At 39.5% G+C, this 12,674-nt stretch carries 10 protein-coding genes and 1 pseudogene; 6 read left to right on the forward strand and 5 right to left on the reverse strand.

The genetic code is table 11. From position 1 onward, the window contains the following. Positions 1 to 97: 97 nt before the first annotated feature. Positions 98 to 652, reverse strand: coding sequence for a hypothetical protein (locus AC0L7Q_RS06675; RefSeq protein WP_409425312.1), 555 nt, complete (start codon positions 650 to 652; stop codon positions 98 to 100). Positions 653 to 875: 223 nt separating this feature from the next. Here AC0L7Q_RS06675 and AC0L7Q_RS06680 point away from each other — a divergent pair. After that, positions 876 to 1,999, forward strand: a pseudogene (locus tag AC0L7Q_RS06680) (sterol desaturase family protein). Positions 2,000 to 2,219: 220 nt separating this feature from the next. Here the strand turns inward: AC0L7Q_RS06680 and AC0L7Q_RS06685 are convergent. The 3 genes from AC0L7Q_RS06685 to AC0L7Q_RS06695 form a co-directional block, all read right to left on the reverse strand. Then, positions 2,220 to 2,933, reverse strand: coding sequence for a YebC/PmpR family DNA-binding transcriptional regulator (locus tag AC0L7Q_RS06685; RefSeq protein WP_008110544.1), 714 nt, complete (start codon positions 2,931 to 2,933; stop codon positions 2,220 to 2,222). 166 nt (positions 2,934 to 3,099) lie between these two features. Then, positions 3,100 to 5,178: a M13 family metallopeptidase gene (locus tag AC0L7Q_RS06690; protein WP_409425313.1), complete on the reverse strand. Its 2,079-nt coding sequence runs from the start codon at positions 5,176 to 5,178 to the stop codon at positions 3,100 to 3,102. A gap of 195 nt (positions 5,179 to 5,373) precedes the next feature. Further along, positions 5,374 to 7,164, reverse strand: a complete 1,791-nt coding sequence (locus AC0L7Q_RS06695; RefSeq protein ID WP_413401868.1) for an ABCB family ABC transporter ATP-binding protein/permease — start codon at positions 7,162 to 7,164, stop codon at positions 5,374 to 5,376. Between the two features lie 113 nt (positions 7,165 to 7,277). On the opposite strand from AC0L7Q_RS06695, the gene AC0L7Q_RS06700 reads away from it, so the two are divergent. From AC0L7Q_RS06700 to AC0L7Q_RS06720, 5 genes are all read left to right on the forward strand, one after another. Then, positions 7,278 to 7,739, forward strand: a complete 462-nt coding sequence (locus AC0L7Q_RS06700; RefSeq protein ID WP_409425315.1) for a hypothetical protein — start codon at positions 7,278 to 7,280, stop codon at positions 7,737 to 7,739. Between the two features lie 107 nt (positions 7,740 to 7,846). Then, positions 7,847 to 9,685, forward strand: a complete 1,839-nt coding sequence (secD, locus tag AC0L7Q_RS06705) for a protein translocase subunit SecD (RefSeq protein ID WP_413401870.1) — start codon at positions 7,847 to 7,849, stop codon at positions 9,683 to 9,685. Further along, on the forward strand, positions 9,678 to 10,607 hold the full coding sequence (gene secF / locus AC0L7Q_RS06710) for a protein translocase subunit SecF (protein ID WP_413401872.1): 930 nt from the start codon (positions 9,678 to 9,680) through the stop codon (positions 10,605 to 10,607). The genes secD and secF overlap by 8 nt, the downstream gene beginning before the upstream one ends. Positions 10,608 to 10,872: 265 nt before the next feature. Further along, positions 10,873 to 11,349, forward strand: a complete 477-nt coding sequence (locus AC0L7Q_RS06715; protein WP_409425318.1) for a transcription elongation factor GreAB — start codon at positions 10,873 to 10,875, stop codon at positions 11,347 to 11,349. Positions 11,350 to 11,453: 104 nt separating this feature from the next. Continuing rightward, positions 11,454 to 12,005 carry a dienelactone hydrolase family protein gene (locus tag AC0L7Q_RS06720; RefSeq protein ID WP_409425319.1) on the forward strand — a complete coding sequence of 184 codons (552 nt, stop codon included), beginning with the start codon at positions 11,454 to 11,456 and terminating at the stop codon, positions 12,003 to 12,005. 52 nt (positions 12,006 to 12,057) lie between these two features. On the opposite strand, the gene AC0L7Q_RS06725 is transcribed toward AC0L7Q_RS06720, so the two are convergent. After that, on the reverse strand, positions 12,058 to 12,393 hold the full coding sequence (locus AC0L7Q_RS06725; protein ID WP_076920245.1) for a zinc ribbon domain-containing protein YjdM: 336 nt from the start codon (positions 12,391 to 12,393) through the stop codon (positions 12,058 to 12,060). Positions 12,394 to 12,674: the final 281 nt, after the last annotated feature.

A 12,674-nucleotide genomic window follows, 5' to 3' on the forward strand; every position in this document is an offset into this window, starting at 1 on the left:
TCTTCTTGGAGATTATTCATTGTAAAATTCCACGCTAGAAGCATCAACATGGTCATACAAAATGTTAATAGTATGTGAGCAGTAAAAGTTTTCATGATTAAGGTTGAATATTTATTGTTCTAATTGAGCTTCGACGTTGAATTTCATTATTTACTTTTGATAGCTCTGATTTATTAAATAATACAGTACCCCAAATGACGAGAGTAACGACTCCACCTTTGGTCACTTTTCTATTACTCCAAAGCTTTACTAATAAATCCTTTCCACTTAAAGCCGAGGCTCCAACACCAATATATGATGCAAAGTTATCAACTTGACTATGAAAATACTGATCAGCTATAAGTTCTTCCGTTGTAAAAGACCATATGCCCCAATCCTTATTAACGAATGTAGGCTCAACAGCTATTGATATAAGCTTCGCTTTTAACGCCCCATTTGGTACGGATCTAATTAAAGTCATTGCTTCTATTTTTTGATGACGGTCTAAGTGCCTATAAAGAATTGCACCACATATAGCCTCCACTTCATTTTGACCACCATCTTTGACTAAGGAGAAAGGTATTTTAACTATATTTGAAAGTATTCTGAGTTGCCCATTTAAGTTGTTTGGTAAATTGTATGGAAGATTACTAATAGAAAATGATGATGACATTTTTATTCCTTTAAAAATATAATATAAAGAAATGTTACTTAATAATACATGTTAGGTCAACAGCCAAAATCAAATTAAAACAACTACTCTACTTTTTTGTACAAAATATCCGAATGGTAGTAATTAATAAGTAGTTTCTATTTGTAAGGGAAAATAATCTTAGGATTTTAGCATTTAGTAGCGAATATTCTATTCTAGCGAAAAATTGAAAAAGGATAATTCAATACTTAGTCATATACTCCGCCGCTTATTTCGTACCAGCCACCTGCAAATAGGTGAGGGTAATATCAGCGGTTATATTGCTTGCTTTTTGGCAATATTAAGTTGCTTAGGAGTGCTTGCATTCCACTTTCCGGAATATTTAACGACTCCAGAATTACGCAAAAGCTATAGCGTCGACTTTTTACGTCAGCTCATGTTTGTTGCTCTTATTATTTCCGGTAGCTTAGGGTTACTTAATTTTGTACGAAATACGAATAAGCGTTTGGGTGCCACTGCGTGGTTTTTTATTATACTGGCCATTAGCTTTGGTGGCCCGAATGTTGAAGTGAATGACTTTGCAGATAACACTCCTTATATTGGCCTAGATTGGTTTATATTAGACTTACTAGGCTCTACCTTAATTTTTATTTTAATTGAAAAACTACTTCCGCATCGAAAAGAGCAAAAATACTTCGTAGTGAATGGCGCGGGGATTTAAACCACTTCTTTGTTAATCACTTAATAGTGGGTTTTGTATTACTGGTTACTAATCATTTTGTGCATTATGGTTTTGGTTGGGCGGTTTCGAGCACACTGCAAGCTTACATAGCGCAAATGCCGTTTATACTACAGCTATTTTTAATTATTTTGGTGGCTGATTTAATGCAGTATTGGACGCATCGTGCGTATCACGAAGTGCCATTTATGTGGCGATTTCATGGTGTGCATCACAGTGCCAAAGAAATGGATTGGCTAGCGGGCTCCCGTCAGCATATTTTAGAAATACTGATCACCCGTAGTTTAGTGCTAACCCCTATATTTGTGCTGGGGTTTTCACAGCAAATAATCAGCTTATATGTAATTATTGTTGGTTTTCAAGCCGTATTTAATCATGCAAACGTGAATGTAAAATTTGGGTGGTTAAAATATTTTATGGTAACTCCGCAGTTTCACCATTGGCATCACGCATCCGATAAAGCGGCCATTGATCGAAATTATGCAGCCCACTTCTCGTTTTTAGATTATTTATTTGGTACTGCGGTAAAAGGCCAAGCAGAGTGGCCTAAAGAATATGGTGTTGTCGGGGACTACATGCCTGTAGGTATGTTAAAGCAACAAATTTACCCGTTTAAAAAACAAAAATAGTCTGTAGTTTTAGATTGTGGCCACAAGATCCATGGCCGCATACAACTATAAAAGCCAACAGACCCTAGTTGTGAGGGGTTATTAATTAACTAATCCATTCTACAAATAACAAAAAGGCCAACTAAGTTGGCCTTTAAACATAACCTATCGCAAGTAAACTCAACGCAGTTGTCGCTGAAGATAGATTTACTATCCAGAGCTCAGATTATTTGCTTAACGATTAAAATTGAGCGTTGTGGTAAACGTTTTGTACGTCGTCACAATCTTCAAGCATGGCTAAAAAGCGCTCCATAACTTCAACGTCTTCGCCTTCAATAGGGGCTTCAACTTGAGGTACAAAGGCAATTAAGTCTTCGTCAAATTCTGTCACACCCATTTCTTCAAGTGCTGTGCGGGTATTGTTGTATTCAGTGTGCGGTGCAAATACGGTTACTTTGCCGTCTTCTACTTCAACGTCGGTAACATCAACATCTGCCATCATCAGCGCTTCAAGTACGGTTTCATCGTCGTCACCGTCAAATACAAAAATAGCAAGGTGATCAAATAAGTGTGATACCGAATTTTGTGCGCCAATTTTAGCGTTTGCTTTGGTAAAACATACACGTACATCAGCAAAAGTACGTTTGTTGTTGTCGGTTAAACAATCAACAATAATCATGCAATTACCTGGGCCGTAACCTTCATAACGCGTGGCTGCATAGTCTTCACCGCCGCCGCCTTTAGCTTTATCAATGGCGCGTTCAATTACGTGAGCCGGTACTTGGTCTTTTTTAGCACGTTCAATTAAACGACGTAGTGCTAGGTTTCCGTCTGGATCAACACCGCCATTTTTAGCACAAATATAAATTTCTTTACCGTATTTTGAATAAACTTTAGTTTTAGCACCCGCAGTTTTAGCCATTGAATCTTTTTTGTTTTGGTAAGCTCTTCCCATCTGCGTTTCGCCTTAATATGTATAAATAATTGATAAAAATTTGCAAGCCCATATTCTAAAGGTAAATGCCGGGCAGGGCTAGTAAGTATTGTTAGTAGCCAAAAATAAAACAACCCGCATAAGCGGGCTGTTTATTTGTTACAAACGATGAACGGTTGTCAGGGTATTACCAAATACGAACGCGTTCTTCTTCTGGTAGGTACAACTCATCACCTGGTTTTACATCAAATGCTTTATACCAAGCGTCGTGGTTACGAGGTGCTTGTGCTCTAAAGCGACCTGGTGCGTGAGTACCACCACGTAATTGGTTTAACATGCTTTGCTCAGTACGTTTTTCTTTCCATACTTGTGCCCATGCTAAGAAGAAACGTTGATCGCCGGTTACACCATCAATTACCGGTGCTTCTTTACCATTTAGGCTTAGTTTGTAAGCATGATAAGCCATGGCTAAACCACCCACATCACCAATATTTTCACCTAAGCTGTTGCGGCCATTTACAAAGTTACCTGGAATTGGTTCGTATTTGCTGTACTGAGCTGCCAGTTTGTCAGCTTTGGCATCAAAAGCAGCACGATCTTCATCAGTCCACCAATTACGTTGTATGCCGTTAGCGTCAGATTTTGAGCCTTGATCATCAAAACCATGGCCCATTTCGTGGCCAATCACAGCGCCAATGCCACCGTAGTTTACTGCTGGATCTGCATTTGGATCGAAAAACGGTGGTTGTAATATAGCGGCAGGGAATACAATTTCGTTAAATGAACTATTGTAGTAAGCGTTAACACGTTGTGGTGTCATGCCCCAACGATTACGATCGGTCTTTTTCAGCTCTTTTTCTACGCTGTCGGCTTGGAAAAACTCACGCATATTTTTTACATTAGTCATTAAATCATTGTTGCTAATGCTTAAGCCTTCATATGATTGCCATTCATCTGGGTAACCAATTTTTGGTACAAATGCCGCTAATTTTGCACGCGCATTTACTTTTGTTTCTACACCCATCCAATCTAAGTTATCAATACGCTCACCAAGGGCTGTGCGTAAGTTTTCAACTAGTTCAGACATTTGTTGCTTAGATGACTCAGGGAAATAACGAGCTACGTAAATTTTACCAATTGCAAAGCCTAATGAGCTAGTGCCAGACATTTGGCTGATAGCGCGTTTCCAGCGTGGACGTGGCTCTTGCTGACCATTCAATTCTTTACCAAAAAAAGCAAAGTTGGTGTTAAATATCTCTTCAGACAACAGCCCTGCGTTACCATTAATTGCATGATACGTTAGGTAGTCTTTCCATACGCTTAAATCTTCGTTATTGATTAAGTCAATCATGGCTTTAACAGGTTCAGGCTGCGATACGTTTAATTGTGGTACTTTATAACCTGTTTGTGCAAAGTATAAATCCCAGTTAAATCCTGGGTATTGCGCACTTAACTCATCACGTTTTACTTGGTTTAGGGTTAAATCACGATTACGGCGTTTTTCACGTGGCCAATGACCTTCTGCAATTTTGGTTTCAAGCGCTAAAATCGCTTGTGCACGCTCTGTGGTATTATCAACCCCTGCAAATTTAAGCATATCGGCAATATGTGCAACATACGCTTCACGGGTTTTTACAAAACGTTCTGCATCTTCAAGGTAGTAAGAACGATCAGGTAAACCTAAGCCACCTGCACCTAATGACATTTCGTATTTATTGGGATCTAAACGGTTAAACCACATACCGCCACCAAGTGGTGCACTTACACCCGTAAGCCAAGATTGGCCAAATACTTTTGCCAAATCATCAGTAGAGGCAACCGAATTAATGTCGTTAAGCAACGGCTTAATTGGCGTGATACCTAGTTTATTAAGCGTCTCGGTATCCATGTACGAGTTATAAAAGTCAGCGACCAGTTGCTCTTCGGCGTTTAAGTTTTCACGTGCTGCAATGTCTTCAATAATTTCTTTAACGCGATCTTCACTGCGCTCAGCTAGCGCAGAGAATGCACCGTAACGGGTTTTATCTGCTGGCATTTCATAGTTGTCGTACCATGAACCACTGGCGTACATGAAGAAATCGTCGCCTGGTTTTACAGCTTCGTTACGCGCAGTTAAATCAACCCCAAACGTGCCTAATTCGGCTTGCTCTGTTGCTTGTGGCTTTTCTGCAACTGCTGCTACTTGCTCAGTTTTTGTTGTTTGTGGCTCAGAACAGCCAGTAATAAATGTGGCAGCGAGCGCCGCTGCAATTAAACTCTTTTTCATTATTTTCCCCTATGAATTCACGTTATTTAATTCGTTATATTTTTGTTATAAAAATAGCTACTTGATTGTATTGATAACTTCACTGCAAACAAACCTTTTGAGGTGAATAACCGTACCGGTCGATAAGATAAATGAAATACTAGCAAAATAGCAAAAAAGCACTCAGATACTTCAATCGTACCCGAGAGGCTTAGTTTATTGCGCCTTTGACTGTTTTTGTTGCAAGGTCCACATATGAGCATATTCACCATTTTGCATGAGTAATTCATCATGTTTACCTTGCTCTACTACTTCTCCCGCCTTAAGCACGATAATAGTATCGGCATCGGTAATTGTTGATAAGCGATGCGCAATAACAATACTTGTGTGGTTAGAGGCAACCTCTTGCATAGCGTTTAATATGGCTTGTTCAGATTGTGAGTCGAGCGCGGAAGTGGCTTCGTCAAAAATTAAAATCGGCGATTGTTTTAAAATAGCGCGAGCAATAGCAATACGTTGCTTTTCGCCACCAGAGACTTTTAGTCCGCGTTCACCGACTAAGGTTTTATCGCCTTTATCTAGGCTATTAATAAAGTCTGTTAGATGCGCCATGTTTATGGCTTTGTTTACTTCATCTTCACTGGCGCTGGGTCTGCCGTAATGAATGTTTTCGCGTATGCTGGTATTAAATAACACAGTATCTTGCGGCACTATGGCAATAGCTTTACGCAAGCTTGCTAGGGTAACCGTGTTTATGGCTTGATTATCAATTTTTATAGCACCCGATGAAAGTTCATAAAAACGATATAGCAAGCGGGCTAACGAGCTTTTACCTGCGCCACTAGCACCTACAACCGCTACCTTAGCACCAGAGTTTACATTAAAACTGACGTTCTTAAGAATAGGGCGCTTGCTATCGTAGCTAAAGCTGACGTTTTCAAAGCTAATTGCCCCATTTTTGAGTGCTAATGGTTGCGCGGTTTCGCTATCTGCTACTTTGGGTGAGGTATTTAATAACCCAAGCATGTTTTCAAGGTCGGTAAGGGCACGGCGTATTTCACGGTACACAAATCCCAAAAAGTTAAGCGGTAAAAAGAGTTGAATCATATATGCATTGATCATTACCAGTTCACCAATCGTTAACTCGCCGGTAACCACTTCACTTGCGCCAAGCCACATTAATGCGGTTATGGCACATGCAATGATCAGTGCTTGCCCTGAATTAAGCGCCAGTAACGAGAGTCTGTTTTTTAATCGTGCTTGTTCCCAGGTTGCTAAAAATGTGTCGTAAGTTTGGACTTCATGCTGTTCATTATTAAAGTATTTTACGGTTTCGTAATTTAATAGACTGTCGATGGCACGGGTGTTACTTTGATTATCAGCAGCGTTTGACTCACGAATAAAGCGGTTTCGCCATTGGGTAACCGTCACCGTAAAAAAGATATAAATAGTAACAGCAAGTAGGGTGATTAATGCGAACCAAATAGAAAACAAGGTGCCAAAAATAATCGCTACGGTCATTATTTCAAACAACGTGGGCACAATATTAAACATTAAAAAACGCATTAAAAAGCTTAAGCCACTGGTGCCGCGCTCTATGTCTCGACTTATACCGCCAGTTTGTCTGTCTAAATGAAAGGCTAAATCTAGCGAGTGCAAATGTTTAAACACTTTTAGGCCAATATCTCGCATGGCATGCTCGGTGACTCGCGAAAATACCGCATCGCGTACTTCACCCAAAAATACGCTAGCAAAGCGCAATGCGCCGTACATAACGAGTAATAAAGTAGGAACGAGTAGTAGTGGGTTAATTGATTTATCAACCGAATCAATTATTTCTTTTAAAGCCCATGGCATGAGTAATGTCGCCCCTTTAGCACCGACTAGTGCTAATATGGCAATCAGCACACGGCCTTTAAATTTAGTGATATAAGGCCAAAGAGTTTGAATGCTTTGTTTTAAATTCATGGCGTCGGGGCGTTTTACTGAACTTTGTCTGGAGCGCATCGAGGATCTCAGTATGTGTTTTTATATAAATGAATTAGCTTAAGAACGGCTATTGTATTTTAATTAGCTGCCCTTATATACTAGCTATCCTTTATTTTAGTTTTAAATGACCAATGTTTAAATTTCGCGTTTTTTTAGCTACTTGCTTGTTTTTTGCTGCACTCTTTAGTGTGCAAAGCCATGCTATGGGCGTAAAGCACGAATTAAACAGTAACCAAAGCAGTTATAGCGATGTTATTAATGTTGACCATTTAACTAACATTTCCGTACCTACAAAATCGCTTGGCGATTTACAGCATAAAAACTCAAAGCATTCTGATTTTGATGCGCATCAACCTAGGCTAACAGCCAATAATTCATTTTTATTTTTACACAGTGCGCAGGGCGATCCTGAATACGATGTAGTGCATGAGTTTTTTGCCCTAAATGGGTGTAGGCATATTTTTTTGCGACCGCAAGCAGTCACCATAAGTCAGCCTTGGTATACTTGGGTATTTAAAAGTAAAAAGTCGCGCTTGAGCGGCTGGAAAGACGCTAACCTGTTATACACCGCTGTAACCACCTACTACGCTTAATGTTTCTTATTTAATTTAATTGGTTTTAACGCTTCGCGTTTTGACCTGCAGATTAATTGTGCCTAATAGGTACGTTACTGGGCTATGCCGAGTAATAAGGAATAACTATGTTAAGTCTAAAAAAAGAGAAAAAGCCATCTAAGGCTAAGTTTAAATTAAGCTATGTAGCCATGCTGATTGTATTAGTGTTACTAGCAATAAGCGCCTTACCTAATTTATACCCGAATAAGTCGTGGTTGCATGTTAGTGCAACTTCTGAGGTTAAAGCACAAGCATTGCCTAGTACTGAAAATCTAGTTAACTTTTTAAATAGCCAAGGTTTCGAAGTTAGTGAAAGTTTAAAAAACCAAGCACATATTAATGTACTTTTAAATACGCCTACGCAAAGTGCGCAGGCTCAAGCGGCTTTAAAATCAAACTTTCCAAACACACAGGTTAAAATTGTTGAACATGCAACTAGCCCTATTTGGTTACAAGAGTTTGGCTTATCGCCTATAAAACTGGGTCTTGATTTAAACGGCGGGGTATTGTTTGTACTTGATGTTGATTTAGATAAAGCCATTGATGAGCAATTGCTCAGTGCATATCAACAAACAAAAGCCATTATTGTTAAACAAAAAGCCTATGGCGTTAAAGCGCAGCAGACTAATCAGGGCTTTGAAATAAGTGCGCTTGAGAATGCTGACGATAAGCTAACAGTAGTTATAAAAGAGCTTAAAAGCCGTTTTGAAAACCTCACTACAACCACATCAACTAATGGCAACTTACAGGTCGTTAAAATTAGCTATTCTGAGCAAGGGCGCAGCGCATTTGATAAAGAAGTGATGAGCCAAACACTCACCACACTTCGCTCACGTATTGAAGAGCTCGGTATAACTGAGGCCGTTACACAGCGCCAAGGTAAGCAGCGCATTCGTATTGAGCTACCTGGCGTGCAAGATCCAGCTGAAGCAAAACGCATAATTGGTGCAACCGCGTCATTGGGGTTTTATCAACTTAAAGAGAGAGGCGGGCAAACGTTTAATTTGCAATCGGGAGGGACCATTAAGCTCGACCCTGTACCTATATTTACCGGTGAGCATATTAATAACGCTTATATAGGCCGTGATGACTGGGGTAAACCTTTGGTACAACTGAGCTTAGATGGCCAAGGTGGCGATGCTATGTCGGCTTTTTCAAAGGCGAATATAGGTAAACCTATGGCAACGCTTTATTCAGAGTATTCACAAAATGCTAAAGGTGAAGTGGTTAAAAAAAGCGAAGTTATTAATGTGGCTAATATTGCCCAGCATTTAAGCTCGCGGTTTAGTATAACCAATATGCAGAGCCAACAAGCCGCTGCCGATTTAGCGCTACTACTACGCGCAGGATCACTTACTGCGCCAGTGACCATAGTACATGAACAAACTATTGGCCCAAGCCTTGGCCAAGACAATATTAATAATGGATTAGCAGCGTTAATGTTAGGCATGGGTTTAACACTTGCGTTTATGGCACTGTGGTACCGCCGTTTAGGGCTTATTGCAAATGTTGCGTTAATTTTAAACTTAACCTCTTTAGTGGGGCTAATGTCGTTATTACCTGGGGTGGTTTTAACTCTTCCAGGGATAGCAGGCTTAGTATTAACTATAGGAATGGCGGTTGATACTAACGTGATTATATTTGAACGCATAAAAGAAGAGCGCCGCAAAGGACGTCCTCCATATCAAGCGATACAAGAGGGTTATAAACAGGCTGCTAATACTATATTTGATGCCAATATTACCACCATGATCACCGCGATTATTTTATATGGCATAGGCTATGGCCCGGTAAAAGGCTTTGCGATAACGCTGGCGCTTGGTCTTATTACATCGGTGTTTACTGGAGTGTATGTATCTAAGTATTTAAGCCAAAGCTTATATTTAAAGCTGGGTAAAAAAGCAGGAGTAAACGCGCATGCTTAACACTTTTTTAAAATGTGAGACAGGGTCACGTATGCGTTATACAGGCATGCTTGTTAGTGCCATATTTGTGTTGTTATCGGTATTCACCATTGCACAAAAAGGGCTTAATTTTGGCCTTGATTTTACGGGTGGTTATTTAACAGAATTTACCACCAGCCAAGGTGTTGAACTAAAACAGCTTGAGCAATTTATTGCTAAAAACCATCAAGGTGAATTTGAACTAACAGCGCAGGGCAATAATCATTTTCAATTAACGCAAGCGCCAAATAAAGGTGCCAATAATGATGCTTGGAAAACCGCGATTAGCCAAAACCCAGATATAAACGCTGAGGTTTTATCATCGGCTTATATTGGCTCTCAAGTGGGTGATGAATTATTTGAGCAAGGCTGCTTAGCCTTATTTGCTGCGATGGTAGCGGTAATGATTTATTTAGCTGTTCGGTTTGAGTGGCGTTTGGCATTAGGCTCTGTGGTGGCTTTATTACATGATTTAGTGCTGGTGGTTGGCTTATTTTCGTGGTTACAAATAGAGTTTAACCTAACCGTTTTAGCCAGTTTATTGGCAATTATTGGCTACTCCCTAAATGACTCAATAATAGTGGGCGATAGAGTACGCGAGCTATTACGCATACCAACAAATATTTCGCTAAAACCAAGTCGTATTATCAACAGTGCTATTAAAAGCACCTTAACTCGTACGCTTATTACCTCCGGAACTACGCTCGCAACAGTGGCAAGTGTTTGGCTGTTAGCTGGCGCGCCGCTGCAGGGGTTTGCCATTGCTTTGTTTGCAGGAATAGTCGTAGGCACGCTGTCGTCTATTTGTATTGCTGCGACATTACCCGAGCTACTTGGGTTAAGTGCTAAAAACTACGATAAGCAAGTGGATCAGCAAACGCAGGCATTAATGGATATGCCATAGCCTTAAATTAGCATTGTTGTTACACAGCAAAGGGATAGTGTTCGATGTGGCAACAATGCTAATACCAACCGGCATAAATATTTGAACAATTTAACGAATTAAATTCCTCTATAACGTTGTTAAAATTTTTTCATTTAGAACAATTAGATATCAAAAATTTCGCCTAGTTATAGAGCAATTTTCTTATCGTTAAAATAGGTCCCATATCCAAGCAGATTGGTATAAAATGGCAAATTATTTTTACCGAATTGAGTGAATTCTCCAAATGAATAAAGCCCATGTTACTGAGCACCTTCGTTTTGCCTTAGATGAGCAACTAAACACTGCTAAAATTGCAGCTCAAACAGCTCACGATACCGCTACTCATGAAGAAAGTATTGCAGAGACCCAATACGATACCCTCGGGCTTGAAGCCGCCTATTTAGCACAAGGCCATGCAGAGCGAGTTAATGAGTGCTATAAAGAAATACAACTATTTGAAGCCATATACAACGAACCCGTTATAGGCACCATCGCTATAAGCTCATTAGTATGTTTAGAAGACGATGCGGGCACACACAAATGGTTTTATTTAGGCCCAGCAGCTGGTGGATTAACCGTTGATATTAAAGGCATAACTATTCAAGTGCTTACCTCTGGCGCACCATTAGGCCAACAGTTATTGGGTAAACAAGTCGATGATGAAGTTAGTTTAACTATCGGTGATGTAAAACATAGTTATGACGTGGTTAAAGTGCTTTGAATGTAGTATTTATTTGTCTCTTACTCTGAGGCGCAGCATCTCGTAGGCCTCTTTGTTAAATAATTGCCTAAAACTTATAGAATAAAATTAAAGATGGGCCGTTTATGAACTTAGTATTGGTCAGTGATATTTTTGGTAATACAGCAGCTTTAAAAGCATTAGCTGAAAAACTAAACGCTCAGTCTATTGTCGACCCTTATGACGGGGTTGATATGGCATTTAACAGTGAACAGCAGGCCTATGAGTATTTTAGTCAGCATATTGGCCTTGATGAGTATGTAGCTATTTTACAAAAAGCGATTAAACCACTCGCTGACAACACTATATTGATAGGTTTTAGTGTTGGCGCATCGGCGATTTGGTCAATGTCTGCACACCCGGCGATTAAAACGATAGCTAAGGGCATTTGTTTTTACAGCTCGCAAATTAGGCACCATACAGACTTACAACCACAGTTTGAGATTGAGCTCATATTTCCGCATTATGAGCCGCACTTTGATGTTAAATCACTACAGGTTGAGCTGGCAACAAAGGCTAATGTTAACGTAAAACATGTTGAATATTTGCACGGTTTTATGAACCCACACTCAAGTAACTTTAATCAACATGCTTACGATCAAACATTAGCTGCGCTATCTAAAGAACTAAAAAATTAGCAGTTAAGCGTTATTACTTTCTGTTAATTTTTACAAGTGAGTTTTTGTAATTTCAGGCTTTTTTCACAAACTTGGCCGTTACCATCATTTCGCCAATGCCATCGACTTTACAATCTAGTTGGTGATCTTTTTTATCAAGCACACGTCTAACTACCGCTTTCGTGCCAATTTTTATAACCTGAGAACTGCCTTTAATTTTTAAATCTTTGGCTACGGTTACTTTGTCACCATCGGCTAGTAAAGTGCCGTTTGCATCTTTTACCAAAATAGCGTCTTCATCGCTTGTATTATTTGGGTTCCATTCATAGGCACATTCTGGGCATATAAGCAGTTGTTGGTCTTCGTAAACGTATTCACATTGGCACTTAGGGCAAGCGGGAAGAGACATAATGATCACTTTTAGTGGTAAATTTTGGCTATTTTAAAACACAAATTAACAATAAAAAAGTTCATCAAAAATTTTTATCTTCACGCTAAAAATATCTCGTTTGTGTGTATGTAAAAAAGGGCTTATAAATCACATGTCGCTTAAGCAATTTAAGCGCTAACGTTTATAGTAGATATTCGTTAAAGCACCTATCGTATTAAGTGATTTGCTATTTGCTGCACTTAGTGCGATAGGTGTTTCTATTTATAATGCGATAATTTAAAGATCGCACGCATTTATAT

The organism is Pseudoalteromonas sp. KJ63-1 (assembly GCF_055808145.1).

Excerpts from the sequence above, each read along its gene's own strand:
- secF (WP_413401872.1), top strand. The coding sequence starts at position 9,678 with ATGCTTAACACTTTTTTAAAATGTGAGACAGGGTCACGTATGCGTTAT.
- AC0L7Q_RS06700 (WP_409425315.1), top strand. The coding sequence starts at position 7,278 with ATGTTTAAATTTCGCGTTTTTTTAGCTACTTGCTTGTTTTTTGCTGCA.
- AC0L7Q_RS06695 (WP_413401868.1), bottom strand. The coding sequence starts at position 7,164 with ATGCGCTCCAGACAAAGTTCAGTAAAACGCCCCGACGCCATGAATTTA.
- AC0L7Q_RS06685 (WP_008110544.1), bottom strand. The coding sequence starts at position 2,933 with ATGGGAAGAGCTTACCAAAACAAAAAAGATTCAATGGCTAAAACTGCG.
- secD (WP_413401870.1), top strand. The coding sequence starts at position 7,847 with ATGTTAAGTCTAAAAAAAGAGAAAAAGCCATCTAAGGCTAAGTTTAAA.
- AC0L7Q_RS06675 (WP_409425312.1), bottom strand. The coding sequence starts at position 652 with ATGTCATCATCATTTTCTATTAGTAATCTTCCATACAATTTACCAAAC.
- AC0L7Q_RS06690 (WP_409425313.1), bottom strand. The coding sequence starts at position 5,178 with ATGAAAAAGAGTTTAATTGCAGCGGCGCTCGCTGCCACATTTATTACT.
- AC0L7Q_RS06715 (WP_409425318.1), top strand. The coding sequence starts at position 10,873 with ATGAATAAAGCCCATGTTACTGAGCACCTTCGTTTTGCCTTAGATGAG.
- AC0L7Q_RS06720 (WP_409425319.1), top strand. The coding sequence starts at position 11,454 with ATGAACTTAGTATTGGTCAGTGATATTTTTGGTAATACAGCAGCTTTA.
- AC0L7Q_RS06725 (WP_076920245.1), bottom strand. The coding sequence starts at position 12,393 with ATGTCTCTTCCCGCTTGCCCTAAGTGCCAATGTGAATACGTTTACGAA.